Here is a 17535-nt window from a genome sequence, read left to right on the forward strand (position 1 = left end):
CTTTCACATTTTCTCCATGAAAAAAAGAGACATGGAAAATCCACGCCTCTTTTACCGTGAAGGTCTTTGCGCAATGGCTGCATAAACGGCTTCCGCCAAATCGGAGTTGCCGAACATCTCCAAAACGCCGATAACGGTTTGATCAGGAATCGGTTCTGATTCCTCCTTCGGCACGACAAGCTCTTCAGCCGTTTTTCGCAGCTCTTCGTTTAAAGGCTGTCCGGGATAAGCCCTGCTGTAAATGGCCATCGGATCAAGGTCATGATTGACGCACCATTGGGCAAACACCAAAATCATCATGTTTTCGTCACGCCGGTAATATTCTTCGAGTTGTTTTTCGGTAAACGGCTTCACTATCATTCGCTCCTCCAGAAAATCTACCCCTAAGATACACAAACACAGAGCGGAAGTAAACCAAAGATCATTTCACCATCAGTCAGAACCCTTTAAATAATGCAATGCCCTGACTCTCTAAAACTGTTGTCTGAATGTCCCGGACAGCGGAAGGTACGGATTTGCACGGAAGCCATTTTCGTTTTCTCCCAATATTAATGCTTCGTTCAGATATTTCACTTTCACAAGAAACAAGCGCCCCTCTCATAAAAGGCGCTTTTTCATTCTTATATGTTTCTGTCCCAATGCCGATGCTCAGCCACGGCTTTCAGAAATTGTTCGCAGTTTCCGTCCGGAACAAGGCCGGGGCCGTTTTCGGTTCCGGCGGCGAGGGCGAGAAGTTCTTTTCCTTCACCGGAGGCGCCGATCGCTTTGTAATGGCTGAAGGCTTCGCTGACGAAGTCTCTGGCCGATTTTTGGGCTTTGAGGCTGTCTGTGCTTTGTTTACCGCCCGGAATGAAAACAGCGTCGTACAGGACGGAATCCGCTGTCAGGAAAGTGGCTGACGCTTCCAGCTCCGTACCGTTTTCTCCCTTGACGGTTCCCAGCGCGGGGCTGATGATATCGGCTCTGACTCCCGCCTGTTTGCATGCGTCAAGCACTTGTTTGACTTTCTCATCAGAAAACCCGTGGTCGGTTAAAACCGCGACCTGCCTTGTCGCTGCCGTCTTCACCGTGTTTTCCTGGCTTAAGGCCGGGGAAGTGAACGTTTCATCAGATTCACGGTCCTTCGGCGGCGGGTTCACGCCGATTCCTTTCGCAACACGCTCGGCAAGCCCGGCGTCGACGTGACTGAAGACATCAACCACCTGCTGCTGCACATCCTTGCTGTTCACTTTTCCGACTTCAAAACAGAATGCGGAGATGATATGTTCTTTCTCGGCGGGAGACATGCTGTTCCAGAACATCTTGGCCTGAGAAAAATAGTCATTGAAGCTCTCACTGCGCTGGCGGATTTTTCTGCCTTCTACTTTTTCCTGGTAATGAACGTATCCGCCTTCTTCTTCTGAGGCCGGCGACGGATCATTGTTCTGCAGGGAATTTTTATGATAGGCGACGGGACCCTTATTAATCGTCATCCGGTGGTAGCCGTCGTATTGGTTGTTATGGAACGGGCAGACCGGCCGGTTGATCGGAATCTCGTGAAAATTCGGCCCGCCAAGACGGATGAGCTGTGTATCCGTATAAGAGAAAAGCCGGCCTTGAAGAAGCGGATCATTGGTGAAATCAATGCCCGGCACGACATTGCCCGGGTGGAATGCGACTTGTTCCGTTTCCGCAAAGACATTGTCCTGATTGCGGTCAAGGGTCATTTTTCCGATCAGCTTGACGGGAACCAACTCCTCCGGCCACAGCTTCGTCGGATCAAGGATATCGAAATCAAATTTAAATTCATCTTCTTCGTCAATCATCTGAACACCGAGCTCATACTCGACTTTGCCGCCGTTTTCAATCGTTTCCCACAGGTCGCGGCGGTTGAAATCGGGATCTTTCCCGGCAATTTTCTGCGCTTCATCCCATACGAGGGAATGAACGCCGAGCACGGGTTTCCAGTGGAATTTTACAAAGCGCGCTTTTCCTTTCTCGTTGACGAAACGGAACGTATGCACGCCGAAGCCCTCCATCATCCGATAGCTCCGCGGGATGCCGCGGTCAGACATCGTCCACATGACCATGTGCGCGGATTCAGGATTGTTTGCGACAAAATCCCAGAACGTATCATGAGCCGTCGCAGCCTGCGGCATTTCATTGTGCGGTTCCGGTTTTATGGCGTGAACGAGATCCGGGAATTTGATCGCGTCCTGAATGAAGAACACCGGAATATTGTTTCCGACGAGGTCATAGTTCCCTTCTTCAGTATAAAACTTCGTCGCAAATCCCCTGGCGTCACGGACGGTGTCGGCTGACCCCTTGGAACCCGCCACTGTTGAGAAACGGACGAAAACAGGCGTTTTGACGGACGGGTCTTGCAAAAATTTCGCCCGTGTATATTCCGTCATCGGTTCGTACACCTGAAAATGCCCATGAACGCCGTACCCGCGCGCATGAACGACCCGTTCCGGAATCCGCTCGTGGTCAAAGTGCGTCATTTTTTCACGAAAATGAAAATCCTCCATCAGCGTGGGGCCGCGGACGCCCGCTTTTAAAGAATGTTCATCCTCAGACACGCGAAGCCCCTGATTGGTCGTCATTTTTTTGCCGCTGTTATCAGACCGGTACTGCTCCAGCTGTTCGTCCTTTGAGTGTTCATTTACTCGTTTGTTTTGATCATCACTCATGTCAGTTCCCCCTTTTAAAACGAAACATTCTACAGCACATTTACCCGCGGCGTTCTTCATATAAACTGCTGATCCGCTCATTAGGATTTTAGGTCTGTATTTACATATGCGGTCATACACATTTTGAAATAAGCCATTTTCACAGAAATAAATCGTGAAAGCGCTTACCAAAATAGCTGTTGAACAGGGGAGGTCATATCGTGCTTGCCATACTCGGTTTTGTGATGATGATTGTCTTTATGTACCTTATTATGTCTAATCGGCTTTCCGCTCTTATTGCTTTGATTGTCGTTCCTGTTGTGTTTGCCCTGATCAGCGGATTTGGCAAAGATCTCGGCGAGATGATGATTCAAGGCGTTACAGACCTCGCTCCTACCGGGATTATGCTGTTATTCGCCATCCTGTATTTCGGCATTATGATTGACTCAGGTCTGTTTGATCCCCTCATTGCCAAAATTCTATCGCTTGTCAAAGGGGATCCGTTAAAAATCGCCATCGGCACAGCGGTTCTGACGATGACCATTTCGCTGGACGGAGATGGGACAACAACGTATATGATTACGATTGCGGCAATGCTGCCCCTTTACAAACGGCTCGGCATGAACCGTTTGGTGCTGGCGGGGATCGCGATGCTCGGTTCGGGCGTCATGAATATGATTCCGTGGGGCGGGCCGACGGCGAGGGTTTTGGCTTCCTTGAAATTGGACACGTCGGAAGTCTTTACGCCGCTGATTCCCGCAATGATTGCCGGCGTTCTCTGGGTGATCGCCGTTGCTTATCTCCTCGGAAAAAAAGAACGGAAGCGGCTCGGCATCATTTCGATTGAACACGCACCGTCTTCTGATCCGGAGGCGGCGCCGCTGAAGCGTCCCGCTCTCCAATGGTTTAACCTGCTGCTCACTGTCGCCCTGATGGCCGCTCTGATCACCAGCCTGCTTCCCATCCCTGTTCTTTTTATGATCGCGTTCGCCATCGCCTTGATGATCAACTATCCAAATGTCAAAGAGCAGCAGAAACGGATTTCAGCGCATGCGGGTAATGCGTTAAACGTTGTCTCAATGGTGTTTGCGGCAGGCATATTCACAGGCATTCTCTCCGGCACAAAAATGGTGGATGCGATGGCGCATTCTCTCGTTTCCCTCATCCCTGATGCCATGGGCCCGCATCTGCCGTTGATCACTGCGATTGCCAGCATGCCTTTCACCTTTTTCATGTCAAATGACGCCTTTTACTTCGGTGTGCTTCCCATCATCGCCGAAGCCGCTTCCGCTTACGGAATAGACGCCGCTGAAATCGGAAGAGCCTCCTTGCTGGGCCAGCCGGTGCATCTGCTCAGCCCGCTTGTGCCATCCACCTATCTATTGGTCGGAATGGCGGGCGTCAGCTTTGGCGATCATCAAAAATTCACCATTAAATGGGCCGTGGGGACAACGATTGTGATGACGATTGCGGCGCTTTTGATTGGGATTATTTCGTTTTAATTAAAAAAGGATTTCCGCCAGCGGAAATCCTTTTCTGTACATTATTTTTTTGTATAGCGCACCCAGTCATAATGAGCGTATAGCGGATTTACACCATTGTAGGAACCGAGCCAGTCATCGACACCTATCCCATTCCACAAGTTCATCATGATCTTTCCCGGGTTTGTCGGGATTTGGCTTGTCGCAGTATGTTTTAATTGCCCATCGACATACCATTTAATAGAGTTTGGCTGCCAATCGAACGCATACGTATGATAGGCATTGGCCGCGTCAAATCCGAGATCCGCAACCTTCTCATGGTTTCCCGCGCCATTTGTATAATAGTTAAATTGAACCTTTGTCGTGTCTTTTCCTAAAAATTCGATATCAATCTCATCCCAAGGAGTGCCATCCGTTGGACCTGTATAAGTGAAGAACGATGAAACGATCCCTGTGTTTTTAGCCGGTTTCATTCTGACTTCATAAAGTCCATAGCCATAGGTTTGAACGGAGCGATTCTCCCCGCAGTCAAACTTGTTATAAGACGGGCTTGTCAGCGCCAAACGCATTTCACCTGATGACGTCATTGATACATTATTTGCACGCCACGTGCAGTTGAACATATCTCCATTGGAATAACCATTTGCTTTTTGCCATAATCCGGAGTTATAGCTGTTAAAAGGTTCAAAAAACGATCCGCCTGTTTGAGCTGATGCAGTAGAAGTGATCGTACACAAACTCAAAAACAATCCAGTGACAAGAAGCAGCAGCACTCGTTTCATACGATAAAACATGTCGGCATTCCCCTTTCTTTGAAAGCGATTTCTTTATTGATCATACATGATTCTGTTAAAAGGGGACATCGGTCAGAATAATGATAATAATGAATCTTAAAAAAACCTAAATTACCATCAGCACAAACAGAAATGATCAGCGCTCATTGTAATTTAGGTTTTGCCTGCTTATCAGTAACAATCCTAACAAGATCATATGTGAATGAAGAAAAAAATGCCAACGCTTTCATTATGCTTATTTGACTACCCTTTCTATGTGAATCGTTAAATACAGCAGCTCGTCACTGGTGAGCTTGTGTTCATACGCCCTCTCAATGCATGTTTGGATTTTCTTCGTGCATTCATACGCCCGATGGTACTTTTCTTTCACTGTCTCCAGCAAAAAATCGTCCTGGCTTTCCATATGTGTGCCGTTAAAAAGACGCTGCGCGAAAAACTTTAAGTGGGTGACAAACCGATAATAGTGAAGTGATTCCTCGTTGAAGTCAATCTTAAAATGGTATTTTACGATACTCAAAATCTCTTGCATGACTTTTGTAATGTTGATGATATTGGGCATCTCTTCATTCAGCTCGGCATTGACAATATGCAGCGCAATAAAGCCTGCTTCATCCTCCGGCAGAGACACGCCAGTCTTGTTTTTTACCATGGCCAACGCTTGTTTGCCGATTGCAAATTCGTCTTTGTACAGCCGTTTCGTTTCCCACAGTAAGGCATTTTTGATATCCAGCCCTTTCTTATTGCGCTGGATCGCAAAGTTAATATGGTCGGTCAGCGACACATAGATGCTGTCATTGAGCTTTTTGCCGAGCTGTAATTTCGCATAGCTGATAATCTCTTCGGATACTTCCATACATTCGATCGGGATATCATACAAAAGGGTTTTGAACTTTTCGGATACATCTTTGTTATCGAGCGTGAACACTTTCTCAATGCGGGCTTCATCTACCGGGTCTCCCGTTTTCTTTTGAAAAGCAATGCCCCGGCCCATGATAACCAATTCCTGATTGCCTTCTTTGAGCACACTGACGACATTATTATTAATGACTTTCGCAATCTTCAATTCTGTCTCCCTCCCGCCTGACCATTTACCTGCTACACCTTGATTTTACATCCTTTTTGAACTAGGTCAATATCTCCAGGTCAATCAGAAAACGCCGTTCAGAAATCTTTGTCCAACGATGCGGATGAGGCGCATATAATGCAGAGAACCGGTTTTTGGGAAGGAGCGTGTGTGATGAAACGGTTTTCGAAAGAAGAAAGCAGCTGGATGCTGTATGATTGGGCCAATTCAGCTTATTCGGTCATTATTATGACGGCGGTATTCCCCTTGTTTTTTAAAGCCGCGGCGGCGGAAAACGGTGTCAGCGCGGCGGATTCTACCGCTTATTTGGGCTATACGATTGCCGCCGCGACTTTTATTTTGGCGATGCTCGGCCCCGTCTTAGGAACGATTGCCGACTACAAAGGATGCAAGAAACGGTTTTTTGCCTTCTTTTTTCTGATCGGTGTGGCGGGCACCGCCGCGCTGGCTTTGATTCCCGGCGAATCTTGGATGCTGTTATTAATTTGTTATACGATTTCCACGATCGGCTTTGCCGGGTCTAATGTGTTTTATGATGCGTTTCTCGTTGATGTGGCCGCAAAGGAGCGGATGAATATGGTGTCCGCCAGAGGGTTTGGGCTGGGCTATATCGGCAGTACGATCCCTTTTCTCCTCAGCATTGCCGTGATTCTTTCAGCACAAGCGGAGGTGATTCCGCTGTCCGCCCAGGCTGCCGGCCGCATTGCCTTTTTGATTACGGCGGCATGGTGGGGGCTGTTTTCGATCCCGCTCCTTCTCCGCGTCCGCCAGCGCTATTATATCGAGAGGGAGCCGCGGCTTGTAATCAGCAGTTTTAAACGGCTGGCCGGCACGCTGAAGCAGATCAGGAAGCACCGGGCGCTGTTTTTGTTTCTGCTCGCCTATTTCTTCTACATCGACGGGGTCGGCACCATCATTACAATGTCCACGTCATACGGGGCTGACCTCGGCATCAGCGCGGCAAATCTGCTGATTGTTTTATTTGTCACTCAGGTCGTCGCCGCGCCTTTTTCGATTTTGTACGGACGGCTGGCCGAACGGTTTAAAGGAAAAACGATGCTTTATGCCGGAATCGGCGTGTATATGATTGTCTGCACGTATGCTTATTTTATGGATTCCGCTTTTGATTTCTGGGTTTTGGCTATGCTTGTCGCCACTTCCCAAGGAGGTATTCAGGCGCTGAGCCGCTCTTACTTTGCAAAGCTTGTCCCCAAACAGAACGCCAATGAGTTTTTCGGCTTTTATAATATCTTCGGCAAGTTCGCTTCGATTATCGGCCCGCTTTTGATTGCCGTGACCGCCCAGCTGACCGGAAATTCGTCAGCCGCCGTGTTCAGCCTGATCATTTTGTTTGTAATCGGGATTGGCATTCTTGCGTTTGTGCCTGAGGAGACGGCGTAAAAAAAGCCTGCGCGCGGCAGGCTTTCTTTTTTTATTTCTTGGCTTTATGGACTTTCAGTTTTTTGCCTTTGACCGTCGTATTTTTCATGATGTCAAGAACGTGCGGGCCTTTGCCGTTCAGAATCTCGACGTACGATGCGTTGTCCAAAATCGTGATAATCCCGATATCATCGGCTGAAACGCCGTCGATTTTCGCAATCGTTCCGACAAAATCGACCGCTCTGAGTTTTTTCTTTTTCCCGCCGTTAAAGTACAGCTTCATGATGTCTTTGTTTAACTGTTCGCTTTTGTCTGTTTTGACATCGGGGCGGGCGTTCAATTTTTCCGCAAAAGCCGCTTTCCGTTCCGCTGTTTCTTTTTCTGACGGTGCTTCCCGCTTTTGGATGCGGAAACCGATATATGTCTCAATGTCATTCAGAAACCGCGCTTCAAACGGCGTCACAAACGTGATGGCCCGGCCGCGGTGTCCGGCGCGCCCCGTTCGGCCGGTGCGGTGCACATAGCTTTCTTTTTCAAGCGGAATATCATAATTGATGACGAGGCTGATGTTTTCAATATCAATTCCTCTGGCGGCAACGTCGGTCGCAATGAGATAGCGGAACTCGCCGCGTTTGAATTCATTCATGACGTCAAAGCGGTCTTCCTGCACCATGCCGCCGTGAATTTTATCGCAAGGGTAGCCCAGCCTGTCCAGCTCATCGGTTAACTGGATGACTCTCTCTTTTGTCCGGCAGAATATAATGCAGCTGTCCGGGTTTTCGGTGATCAGGACATCACGCAGCAAAGATGTTTTGTCCTCTTCTTCTGTTCTGGTGACAAAATGCTCAATATCTTTTGTCGTCAGGCCTTCTGCTTTTACTTCAATCAATTCAGGGTCTTTCATATATGTGCGGCTCAGCTTCTCGACGTCATCCGGCAGCGTCGCTGAAAACAGCATGGTGACTCTGTTTTTCGGCAGATGCTGAATGATGGCTTCCACCTGTTCAATAAATCCCATATTCAGCATTTCATCCGCTTCGTCAATCACTACATACGCCAGCCGTTCAAGCGGCAGCGTCCCTTTTTCTATATGATCAAGCACACGCCCCGGCGTTCCGGCAACGACGTGGCTTTTTTGCTTCAGTTCGGTTTTCTGTTTATCAAAAGAAGCTTTTCCGAAAACCGCCGTGGCTTTTATCCGTTTGAAACGGCCGATATTCGTGATATCTTCTTTAATCTGCGCCGCAAGCTCGCGGGTCGGCGTTAAAATCAGCGCCTGCGGTTTGTTTTCCTCCCATTCCGCAAGCTCGCAGATCGGAATGCCGAAAGCCGCGGTTTTGCCGCTGCCCGTCTGCGATTTGACGACGAGGTCTTTTTTTTGCAGCGCGGCGGGGATGACGCGCCGCTGCACTTCAGTCGGCTCGGTGTATTGCAAGCCATTCAGCGCCCGTCGGATTTCGGGGCTGATCGCATATTCATTAAACTCATTCATGACTAAACTCCTTCTCTGTCCGGCTCCCCTCATTATACGCGAAATGCCGCCGCTTTACCCTGACGTTTTGCCGGGCCATTCGGGGGACTGCTTTTTCTTCATGTCAAGCACGACCCATTTGGCGCAATAAAAGCTCATGCTTCCTTCCCCGTCATCGACATAGTAGCGGATCGATTCCCAGCCGCCGTCGACCGGGCTGATATCCAGATGGATGTCGGTGATGCTTTCAAGATCATCCAGCCGGGCAGCCCTCACACCCTCAAAACGCAGCACGGCATCATACTGTCCATCAGTCAGCTTCAGCTCAAACACCGGGATTTTATCATAAAACTCGTTATACCCGGTATAGAACGTAAACTCCGTCAATTCAAAACAACCCGGCGAATCCGGCCCCAGCAGAACTGCTTTCTCATGTTTGTGCCGTTCCATTTTGTGCCTCCTTCTTTTCAGCTGCTTCATATTGACGGCAATAAAAGCGGAACGTTTGGTTCTCCCACTCCTCCACGAGAAAATGCTGTCCCTCATCTCCGTCAGCAGCAGGATCAATTGTTACAATGCCTGAACCAGCAGCATGACTCTCCATTTCTTTTATTTGAACGGAAGAAACGTCTTTGCATATGAGCCTCAAACAAATGAGCTGATGTTCATACTCGAAGGAAAACACCAACTCAATTACAGAAATCTCTCGTTCCCGGAAAAGGCGGAATTCTAAAAGCTCTTGAATCAGCCACTTATTCTTTTTCATTTTCTATAAATTCTCCTATAGAAGCGGCATACAACTCAACATCGGCAGTCTCATGATCCCACAGATAGACAGTCTCCTCCATTACACTGTCCGTCTTTTTCAAGCACAGCTTATCCCCGGTTCCGTTGTCGGCAATTACGATCAAATCGTCGGGCATACTCTCTTCTCTACACACACTGTTTTGCCTGATCACATCATCCCAGGTTTTCTGCAAACGGCTTTGTTCACGGATAGGGGAAAAAATCCACTCTCCGATCTCCGCAGGGTTCTTTTTATGAAGCAGCCGTTTATACGCTTTCGGAAAAGACGCTCTCAAGCTTTTTTCCGCAGCCCTGAACTCTTCTTCTGTCATCCTGTTATTCCTCCCCCGTAAAAACATGAGATTCATTCGCAAGCGGCATTCACTTTTGAAATAAGACAGGAGCGTTTCTTTCTATCGCCCTTATTAGCGGTGAGCCAAATATCGTAATGGTTTGCTGCCGCGGATCCCCCAACAGCCCCCACTGAAACTCCTGGTGAATAAAGAAACAATAGTCTCCGTTTGGAATAACGGGGACAAGCCATTCACCGAATTCATCTTTATCAATTGGCACATGAGGATTAAATAGATAACATTCATGCTGCCAGTCCAGCGCATACATAAACTCATGCTTTAACGTACAAGATTGAAATGCCTTTAGAATCTGCATCTCTGCATCTTCCAGAAAACCGATACCATTGAATCCTTGAGATACATCAAAGACCTGAAACGGCTTTGGAGGTTTCATTGAAGCAAATATACTGCCCGGTTTCCATTTCACTGCGCGATTCACCCTGCGCCACAAGCGCTCTGTCTCCTCTTCACTCAAACCATGCCAATTCATGTATTTCTGCCTCCCGCAGTTCCGAATCTGGAATTTATATTAAATTAATCAATGATATATAAATCTGCTGCATCGTATTCAAACCAAATGATTTTTTCATTATTTTCAGTAGTAACATCAACCTTTTGAGTGTTCAGGTTCATGTAGGACTTATTTTTGGCAGGGTTTGCTATTATAACTACAAAGTCATTGATCGATGCTAAAAAATATAATTCATCTAATAAGTGATCTGCCATCAATTGTTCTTTGGTTAGGACACATTCAATATGAATGAACTTTTTCGATACAGTATTCATATGTATGATTTTCTTTTCAACCTTCTTCTTCCATTCTTCAATAAAAGAAGGGAATGCCATTACTTCTATTAGAGCTGTTTCGAATTCTAAGTCATTCATTAATTGAGAAAAAGTATCTTTACTCACTAGATCACATGAATAAATCGAATTGTATTTAAGCGGATTAATCACATCCAGATTCCCTATAGCCCTCAATGATTCTTTTTGTAAATTTAAAGGAGTGTTCATGTTTGCCTCCGTAAACGGTTTCGTTAAGTAAGAAAAGAGAGGCTGGGAACCTCTCTTATTTGTTTATTTATGATTTCGGATGATACGCATAAAATGATTGGTCGTGAAAGCGAACTGTTTCAGCTTCTACAGCAATCAGCATGCTGTTCATATTTATAAGAAAATTAGCATTTGATTGATACTCCGGAATTACAGCATTTGATAGATTACCGATTCCTTCCGGGTGGTAACTCATCTCAAATACTTGCCAATTGTATTCTTCCGGATCTATTTTTTCTAATCTCATATCACCAATATCTGCACTAAAATAAACAGATGCTGCATTTTGAAAAAGAATGTTATGCGTACATTCGGCTTTATTTTCAACGACCTGAATCTTAAGTGAAAGCTCTTTTTTAAACACATGAAAGTCAAAATGAAGGACAGCGCACCCTCCGTCTATATAATCTACCCATTCATTAATTGTCTTGTACACCGTTTATCTCCCTAATAAAGTTTTGGAGTCTTTGAGATCTGATTTTAAAGTCTTCACGAAAATTTCTAGCTTTTCTTCATTACAGTTCAATTTATAGAAGGTTGTATTTGAATGATTTTCCATAAATCTAATGATAAATCTGTAATGTTCGTTTTCTTTATCAATACTTAGGATAAAAAATGGTTCAATTGTTTCTAAACGTATCCTGTCTTGATTGCCTGCTGATAATGCTTCGATATCTGATATCAGCATTTTATATTCACTTTCTAATAAAACGGCAGAGTAATCGCGGGCGATTACTTTATTATGTTCCAACAGTTCAAACGTTGTTGAGATAAATGGATCATCCTTCGCCTCATGATACCTTCTCGGTGTTATTTCAAGTTCCAGACAACCGTCTCCGATTTTGGCCATGCTGTCTCCTCGTTCTCTACTTAATAGCTTTAATTTAGTAGTAAATGATTTGAATGACGCTCTGGAATTCAAGCTAAGTTTCAATCGATTGTCACCTTTTACTGTCTCAGTTCTAATCACCTACCCACTTATATTTTTTTAAAAAAAGCCTGTTGACCAAAAGATGATCAGCAGGCTCATCTATTTTTTATTTAATGCCATTATTTAATAATGTTTGTAATATTTTCCCTATGTCTAGATCCTATTCTGATTGTCTCGGAATCTGTTATTTCTATATGATAAAGAACATAATCCAGTAAATCTTTAATAATTGTTTTCTCTGCTAAAGGGGCTCCATTTAATATATCTTTTAACTCAACATCTTTTTCCAATAAGATTATATTTTCATGCGCAACTATTGTATTTTTGTACTCTTCTGCTGAGGTTTTCATAAAAGAGATTTTTTTATTAAACAAAGTATTTGTTTTTAAGCTCGCTGAGAATATACAAGTATCACTATCTTTATTTGAAACAGAGTAAGAATACATTGCATATTGTTTATTTTCCATATTTCTCAATTTAACAAATATTAAATCATCTATTGTTCTATACTCTTTTTCAACCGAATCATAGTCATTGAGAGTTGATATTTCATAAAAATAGTACATTTAATTCTCTCCTTCTATCTTTTATACACAGTAAATCGCCATGAGATAGAATAAGCCGGTTTCTTCGTCGTATTGGTACCCTGCGTAGCGGTATCGATTGTTAACCTCTCTACATCTCTTCCCCAAAAATAACTAAAAGCTATAAACCAATCTTTTAGCATTTTTATTATATCTGTAGCTTCTAAAAACAATTGATTTATCTTATCTTGGATTTCTTTAGCTATTTCCATCACTTTCTAGATCTGATAAATATCCCGCTTTACCTGAAAACAACTTTTTTTCACAAACTCATATATCTAAATGGTCTACACAATAGCCGTCTTCATTATCGTGAAAGCCGGTGCCGTCCAAATAAGCTGCAGAAAAAAATATCAGTGAATTATAGTACTCTCAAAACAATCTGAGGCCCGTACTTCTTTTCCTATCTCTTTTTCGTCTCCGACTCTTCCAAAAGCAGCTTCAATTTTCAATCCCATTTTTCTAAACTTTTCTTGATTGTTTTCTATTTTGTTTAATGCGATTCGTTCAAATTGTTTTTCTATTTGTAAGATTTCTTTTTGTGTAATAGAATTCAGGTTGATGTTTTCATGTTACTCTCCAGTATTCTGGCAGTTAGGGTGAGTTAAGTTCCACTTCTTGTGCAAAACAGTTTTAACAATAGTAATATTATTGAAATTGTTTATCAATATTTTTCTAGGTATTTAAGGTTATTTTAAAGATTATAGGGATTTTGAACCTTTTATTCATATAAAAAAACCGCCGGCTGCCGGCGGTTTTTCGTATTATGGATAGCGGAGATTTGTATTTTGCGCTCCCGCGTAAGATTGGGCGAAGTTTTTGGCGTCCTGGGCTGAAAGGGTGCCATAGCTGTAATTTGATCTCGGATTCCAGCCGGTGCGCGGTGATTTCGGGGCTTTGAGCGAAGGGAATGAACCGGTGTCGGTGAATTGGGCCGTCCCGTAGTCGTCTATCATTCCGCCTTTTTCATTTCCGTTACCGAAATAGTTGGCTTCTGAGAAGACAGTCGCGTTTGTATGAATGGTGAATCCTAAATTGAAATTGGTCACATAGTTGTTTTTCGCGTGAAAATAGCCGTATCTCATCAGGCCCGGTGAACGCACATAGACGTTATTAAAATAGTTGTTGGTGATCGTCATATGCGGATAGCCGATATAATTGCGTCCTTCGTTATCATCATTCGGATAACCGAGAATCAGGCCGTACAGATGGTCTGTGAATTTAGAGTTAGACAGCGTCACAAAATCCGCTTTGGCGCCGACATACAGAAGCTTTCCCAAATCACTGTGGCTGTTCGGATTGTAGCTGTGTCCTTCAAACCAGACGTGGTCAATCCAGTAATTCTGTCCGTTCGCTATGTACATCGGAATGTCGTTGTTGCCCGTAATGGCGGCACTATGGCTGATAATGAGATTTTTGAAAATCACATTGTTTGAGCCGGAGCCGGTGGTCAGATAGATGTTGGTCAGCCTGTGGCTGGTATAAGAGCCGACGATGGTTTTATTGGCGCCGACTGTCACAACGGCTTTACCCGGAGAAGAAATATCACTTGTGATGACGATGGTTTTGCGATCCGTTCCGCCCGCATTGTTTTTCAAATCATTGAGATTGCTGACGTAGACGACGTGGCCGCCCTGGCCTCCCGTTACGGCGGATTTTGCTTTTCCGTTATGATCCTTCGCATTGCCCGCGAATCCGGTAAGTCCCTGCATCACATCCGGATAAGCCGCTGCCGCTTCTGCCTGCTTTGATACGGAACATACGATGGCCAGACAAAGCGCAAAGCCGAATGCAGCCAAGAAAGCGAGATGACGCGTCTTCTTTATCATGCCCTTCACTCCTTTAATTTCTTAAATTGTAAACACAAGAAGTATTATACAATTACTATCCTCTTTTTCCATGATCTGTTTGTCTGCTTTTTCGTTATGGCTGAAAAGCCCCAAAATAAAAAAAAGCAGCCGGTACGGCCGCCTATATACGGGTGCTGTCTGCCTGAGTTTCCGCCGGCACGGCTTTTTGCTTTCGAATCAGAGACAGCGCCATTCCCGCAAAAATCAATACAATCCCCAAAGATTGATAAAGGTCGGGGCGAAATCCCGTAAATACGGTGTCAAGCACAATCGCCACCGCCGGATCAAGAAATACGATGATTGAAATAAACCGGGTGGATAAAAACCGCAAGCTGTCAAAAAAGAGCAAATACACAATTCCCGTATGGATGATACCGGTCGACACAATCATGATCCAGTTCACATGCGACAAATCAGAAAAAGCGCCGAAACGGACGAACGGAAGAAGAATGATAACGCCCAATCCGGTCTGCAAACAGGTGACGGCGTATGGGCTGAGGCTGTTGATGCCTTTCCCGGCCAGTGTCGTAAAAGCATAAAAAAGAGCGGCCAGCACGGCCCAAATAATACCCGATCCCATCAGCTGAGAAAATGATGTACTTCCGTTGATGCCGGAAATCAGGGCGGTGCCCAGAAAACAAATTACGATGGAAGTGACGGACACCATATGCAGTTTCTCCCGGTATATAAGGCTCCCCAGAAGAAGGACGAGAACCGGAGCCAGATGATAAACGGAAATCGCTATCGTCACTGATGTCTCCTCAAACGATTTAAATAAAAACACCCAGTTCAGCACGAGAAAAAATCCGCAGGCCAGTGTCTGCAGCACCTCCCGCCGGTTCCATTGTTCGGTGCGGTACCGTCCGGAACCAAACCAGCAAACGCCCAGAAACAATGAGGCGCACAGACATCTCACAAAGACCAGTTCAATTGAAGGCACATTCGTATGTTCTGAGAAAAAGCCGATTGATCCGAAAATGACCATGGAAATGACCATTTTGATGACGGCATTTGATGTTTGTTCAGCTTGCATTGATTTGCTTCCTCCATATCATTGGCTGTTTATTCAGACAAATACTAACAGCCATTTTACTTGATTCAGAGGAAGATTTCACCCTATTTTTCGAAAACCGGCGGTCTTTTCTCATGAAAAAAACCCCGCATCAGCAGGGTCTTCTGTTTAATGAACGATCAGTACAGGACAAGGAGACAATTGTGAGACCTTATGGCTCACGCTTCCGAGCATCATTTCTTTAAATCCGCTGATTCCGCGGCTTCCGACGACAATCAGATTGAAATGCTGTTCTTTCGCTATGTTTAAAATTTGATGCGCAGGTTCGCCTTGGACGTACAGGCTTTCCGCGTTTACTCCGCTTTCAGCCGCTTTCTGCTTGGCATCTTCCAGAATGGCCGCTCCTTTTTGCTCGACTTCATGTTTGATGTCTTCAATGAAGTTTTCCGGAACATAGACAATCCCGGTTAAAGCTGATGTGGAGACAACGGCTTCACGTCCCGCATAGAGAATGGTGAGTTCAGCCTGCTGTTCTTTCGCCAGATGGATCGCTGCGTCCAGGGCTTTATTGCTCATGTCTGAACCGTCTACTGCTGCAAGAATTTTTTTAAACATATGAATCCCGCCTTTCTGCTTTTATTGTCCTCCTCTCTTTGCTGAATGTCAATTTTGCCGGCTTTCTCCGGAACATTGCGCTTACAGACTTTCTCCGTTTGTGGCGATGACGTCTTTATACCAATAAAAACTTTTCTTTTTCTTTCTTTCAAACGTGCCTTTTCCGTCATTGCCGCGGTCGACATAGATATAGCCGTAGCGTTTTTTCATTTCTGCCGTGGAGGCGCTGACGAGGTCAATCGGCCCCCACGACGTGTAGCCGATCAGGTCGACGCCGTCTTCAATCGCCTCTCTTGCCTCTATTAAATGATCACGCAGATAATTGATGCGGTAGTCATCCTGAATGCTTCCGTCCTCCTCCGGCTGATCAACCGCGCCGAGTCCGTTTTCGACGATGAAGAGCGGTTTCTGATAACGGTCGTACAGCGTGTTTAAGGTGATGCGCAAGCCCTTCGGATCAATCTGCCAGCCCCATTCGGAAGATTTCAGGTACGGGTTTTTCACGCCGCCGAGAAGATTTCCCTTAGATTGCGCCAGATCCTCAGGCGCCGTGCTGGCCGTCATCGACATGTAGTAGCTGAAGCCGATGTAATCCACCGTATGTTCTTTCAGGAGCGCCTCGTCTCCTTCCTTCATCTCGATCGTAATTCCGTTTTCTTTAAAGAAGCGTTTCATATAGCCCGGATAGCTGCCCCTCGCCTGTACATCAGAAAAGAACAGCGTGCTCCGCTCTTTTTGCAAAGCCGCATATACATCCTCCGGCTTCGGCGTCATCGGATACGTCGTCGTCGCGGCGATCATGCAGCCGATCTGTGAATCCGGGATGATCTCATGGCCTGCTTTTACCGCCAGCGCGCTCGCCACAAATTGATGGTGGGCCGCTTGGTACATCGTGTTTTGTTTATTTTCGCCTTCCCGGAATATAAGGCCGCCGCCTGTAAACGGAGCGTGAAGAACGACGTTGATCTCATTGAAGGTCATCCAATATTTCACCTTGTCTTTATAACGGGTGAAAACCGTGCGGGCGTACCGCTCATAGAAATCGACCGTCCGGCGGTTTCTCCAGCCGCCGTAGTTTTTCACAAGACCGAGCGGCATCTCATAGTGAGAAATCGTGACAACCGGTTCGATCTGATGTTTTCTCAATTCGTCAAACAAACGGTCGTAAAATTGCAGCCCTTCTTCATTCGGCTCTGTTTCATCGCCGTTCGGAAAGATTCTCGTCCACGCAATGGAGGTGCGGAACGCTTTAAAGCCCATCTCCGCAAACAGGGCGATATCCTCTTGATAGCGGTGATAAAAATCAATCGCGTCGTGATACAAATTCAGCGCATCGTCTGTCTCATGAAACGGAGACATAATGCCATCCGGGGAGACATCCGCCGTAGAAAGTCCTTTGCCTCCTTCTTTATAAGCTCCTTCAATCTGATTGGCAGCCGTTGCGCCGCCCCATAAAAAACCATCCGGAAATCTCTTCATGTTTTCTCCAC

General features: G+C 45.6%; 19 protein-coding genes and 1 pseudogene. 2 read left to right on the forward strand and 18 right to left on the reverse strand.

Translation table 11 applies throughout. The features are described from left to right. Positions 1–51 precede the first annotated feature (51 nt). Together ACKTRM_RS18405 and ACKTRM_RS18410 are read right to left on the reverse strand one after the other, a co-directional pair. Positions 52–360 (reverse strand): hypothetical protein, encoded by a 309-nt coding sequence (locus ACKTRM_RS18405; RefSeq protein WP_012118795.1) that lies wholly within the window; start codon positions 358–360, stop codon positions 52–54. A 260-nt stretch (positions 361–620) separates the two neighbouring features. Continuing rightward, positions 621–2672 (reverse strand): catalase, encoded by a 2052-nt coding sequence (locus ACKTRM_RS18410; protein WP_012118796.1) that lies wholly within the window; start codon positions 2670–2672, stop codon positions 621–623. A 200-nt stretch (positions 2673–2872) separates the two neighbouring features. Here ACKTRM_RS18410 and citH point away from each other — a divergent pair, with 200 nt between their 5' ends. Then, on the forward strand, positions 2873–4153 hold the full coding sequence (gene citH, locus ACKTRM_RS18415; protein WP_012118797.1) for a citrate transporter CitH: 1281 nt from the start codon (positions 2873–2875) through the stop codon (positions 4151–4153). A 41-nt stretch (positions 4154–4194) separates the two neighbouring features. On the opposite strand, the gene bglS is transcribed toward citH, so the two are convergent. Continuing rightward, positions 4195–4926: a beta-glucanase gene (gene bglS, locus ACKTRM_RS18420; RefSeq protein WP_012118798.1), complete on the reverse strand. Its 732-nt coding sequence runs from the start codon at positions 4924–4926 to the stop codon at positions 4195–4197. Between the two features lie 235 nt (positions 4927–5161). Further along, positions 5162–5989 (reverse strand): BglG family transcription antiterminator LicT, encoded by an 828-nt coding sequence (gene licT, locus ACKTRM_RS18425; protein WP_012118799.1) that lies wholly within the window; start codon positions 5987–5989, stop codon positions 5162–5164. Positions 5990–6160: 171 nt separating this feature from the next. Between licT and ACKTRM_RS18430 the strand changes: the two genes are divergently transcribed. Next, the gene (locus tag ACKTRM_RS18430) at positions 6161–7411 is read left to right on the forward strand and encodes an MFS transporter (protein WP_095352528.1); all 1251 of its coding nucleotides are present in this window, start codon (positions 6161–6163) and stop codon (positions 7409–7411) included. Positions 7412–7442: 31 nt separating this feature from the next. Here ACKTRM_RS18430 and ACKTRM_RS18435 read toward each other — a convergent pair whose 3' ends face one another. The 14 genes and pseudogenes from ACKTRM_RS18435 to ACKTRM_RS18500 form a co-directional block, all read right to left on the reverse strand. Next, positions 7443–8882: a DEAD/DEAH box helicase gene (locus tag ACKTRM_RS18435; RefSeq protein WP_012118801.1), complete on the reverse strand. Its 1440-nt coding sequence runs from the start codon at positions 8880–8882 to the stop codon at positions 7443–7445. Positions 8883–8936: 54 nt separating this feature from the next. Then, positions 8937–9311 carry a hypothetical protein gene (locus ACKTRM_RS18440; protein WP_012118802.1) on the reverse strand — a complete coding sequence of 125 codons (375 nt, stop codon included), beginning with the start codon at positions 9309–9311 and terminating at the stop codon, positions 8937–8939. Next, a complete protein-coding gene (locus ACKTRM_RS18445) occupies positions 9292–9627 on the reverse strand; it encodes a hypothetical protein (protein ID WP_012118803.1) in 336 nt (111 codons plus the stop codon). Before ACKTRM_RS18445 ends, ACKTRM_RS18440 begins: the two co-directional genes overlap by 20 nt. Next, positions 9614–9979, reverse strand: coding sequence for an SMI1/KNR4 family protein (locus tag ACKTRM_RS18450; RefSeq protein ID WP_012118804.1), 366 nt, complete (start codon positions 9977–9979; stop codon positions 9614–9616). Before ACKTRM_RS18450 ends, ACKTRM_RS18445 begins: the two co-directional genes overlap by 14 nt. 49 nt (positions 9980–10028) lie before the next feature. Next, entirely contained in the window at positions 10029–10490 is a 462-nt protein-coding gene (locus tag ACKTRM_RS18455) for a DUF2716 domain-containing protein (RefSeq protein WP_012118805.1), read from the reverse strand. Between the two features lie 44 nt (positions 10491–10534). Beyond that, positions 10535–11014, reverse strand: a complete 480-nt coding sequence (locus ACKTRM_RS18460) for a hypothetical protein (RefSeq protein WP_012118806.1) — start codon at positions 11012–11014, stop codon at positions 10535–10537. 67 nt (positions 11015–11081) lie between these two features. Then, complete coding sequence (locus ACKTRM_RS18465) at positions 11082–11489, reverse strand: YxiG family protein (protein WP_012118807.1); 408 nt, start codon at positions 11487–11489, stop codon at positions 11082–11084. 3 nt (positions 11490–11492) lie between these two features. Then, on the reverse strand, positions 11493–11903 hold the full coding sequence (locus tag ACKTRM_RS18470; protein WP_012118808.1) for a WapI family immunity protein: 411 nt from the start codon (positions 11901–11903) through the stop codon (positions 11493–11495). Positions 11904–12103: 200 nt separating this feature from the next. Then, positions 12104–12550: a hypothetical protein gene (locus ACKTRM_RS18475; protein WP_012118809.1), complete on the reverse strand. Its 447-nt coding sequence runs from the start codon at positions 12548–12550 to the stop codon at positions 12104–12106. 30 nt (positions 12551–12580) lie between these two features. After that, positions 12581–12652 (reverse strand): annotated as a pseudogene (locus ACKTRM_RS18480) (hypothetical protein); the annotation flags it as partial. 680 nt (positions 12653–13332) lie between these two features. Continuing rightward, positions 13333–14397 (reverse strand): polysaccharide lyase family 1 protein, encoded by a 1065-nt coding sequence (locus tag ACKTRM_RS18485; RefSeq protein ID WP_012118811.1) that lies wholly within the window; start codon positions 14395–14397, stop codon positions 13333–13335. A 142-nt stretch (positions 14398–14539) separates the two neighbouring features. Further along, positions 14540–15451, reverse strand: a complete 912-nt coding sequence (locus ACKTRM_RS18490; protein WP_012118812.1) for a DMT family transporter — start codon at positions 15449–15451, stop codon at positions 14540–14542. 147 nt (positions 15452–15598) lie between these two features. Further along, positions 15599–16045, reverse strand: coding sequence for a universal stress protein (locus ACKTRM_RS18495; RefSeq protein WP_007407802.1), 447 nt, complete (start codon positions 16043–16045; stop codon positions 15599–15601). 81 nt (positions 16046–16126) lie between these two features. Next, the gene (locus ACKTRM_RS18500) at positions 16127–17524 is read right to left on the reverse strand and encodes a 6-phospho-beta-glucosidase (protein WP_012118813.1); all 1398 of its coding nucleotides are present in this window, start codon (positions 17522–17524) and stop codon (positions 16127–16129) included. Positions 17525–17535: the final 11 nt, after the last annotated feature.

The sequence above is a fragment of the Bacillus sp. D7-8 genome, assembly GCF_052055895.1.
GTDB lineage: Bacteria > Bacillota > Bacilli > Bacillales > Bacillaceae > Bacillus > Bacillus velezensis.

What these genes read in the sequence shown, in the direction of transcription:
- ACKTRM_RS18405 (WP_012118795.1), bottom strand. Translation starts at nt 360, where the DNA reads ATGATAGTGAAGCCGTTTACCGAAAAACAACTCGAAGAATATTACCGG.
- ACKTRM_RS18410 (WP_012118796.1), bottom strand. Translation starts at nt 2,672, where the DNA reads ATGAGTGATGATCAAAACAAACGAGTAAATGAACACTCAAAGGACGAA.
- bglS (WP_012118798.1), bottom strand. Translation starts at nt 4,926, where the DNA reads ATGTTTTATCGTATGAAACGAGTGCTGCTGCTTCTTGTCACTGGATTG.
- ACKTRM_RS18435 (WP_012118801.1), bottom strand. Translation starts at nt 8,882, where the DNA reads ATGAATGAGTTTAATGAATATGCGATCAGCCCCGAAATCCGACGGGCG.
- ACKTRM_RS18440 (WP_012118802.1), bottom strand. Translation starts at nt 9,311, where the DNA reads ATGGAACGGCACAAACATGAGAAAGCAGTTCTGCTGGGGCCGGATTCG.
- ACKTRM_RS18445 (WP_012118803.1), bottom strand. Translation starts at nt 9,627, where the DNA reads ATGAAAAAGAATAAGTGGCTGATTCAAGAGCTTTTAGAATTCCGCCTT.
- ACKTRM_RS18450 (WP_012118804.1), bottom strand. Translation starts at nt 9,979, where the DNA reads ATGACAGAAGAAGAGTTCAGGGCTGCGGAAAAAAGCTTGAGAGCGTCT.
- ACKTRM_RS18455 (WP_012118805.1), bottom strand. Translation starts at nt 10,490, where the DNA reads ATGAATTGGCATGGTTTGAGTGAAGAGGAGACAGAGCGCTTGTGGCGC.
- ACKTRM_RS18460 (WP_012118806.1), bottom strand. Translation starts at nt 11,014, where the DNA reads ATGAACACTCCTTTAAATTTACAAAAAGAATCATTGAGGGCTATAGGG.
- ACKTRM_RS18470 (WP_012118808.1), bottom strand. Translation starts at nt 11,903, where the DNA reads ATGGCCAAAATCGGAGACGGTTGTCTGGAACTTGAAATAACACCGAGA.
- ACKTRM_RS18475 (WP_012118809.1), bottom strand. Translation starts at nt 12,550, where the DNA reads ATGTACTATTTTTATGAAATATCAACTCTCAATGACTATGATTCGGTT.
- ACKTRM_RS18485 (WP_012118811.1), bottom strand. Translation starts at nt 14,397, where the DNA reads ATGATAAAGAAGACGCGTCATCTCGCTTTCTTGGCTGCATTCGGCTTT.
- ACKTRM_RS18490 (WP_012118812.1), bottom strand. Translation starts at nt 15,451, where the DNA reads ATGCAAGCTGAACAAACATCAAATGCCGTCATCAAAATGGTCATTTCC.
- ACKTRM_RS18495 (WP_007407802.1), bottom strand. Translation starts at nt 16,045, where the DNA reads ATGTTTAAAAAAATTCTTGCAGCAGTAGACGGTTCAGACATGAGCAAT.
- ACKTRM_RS18500 (WP_012118813.1), bottom strand. Translation starts at nt 17,524, where the DNA reads ATGAAGAGATTTCCGGATGGTTTTTTATGGGGCGGCGCAACGGCTGCC.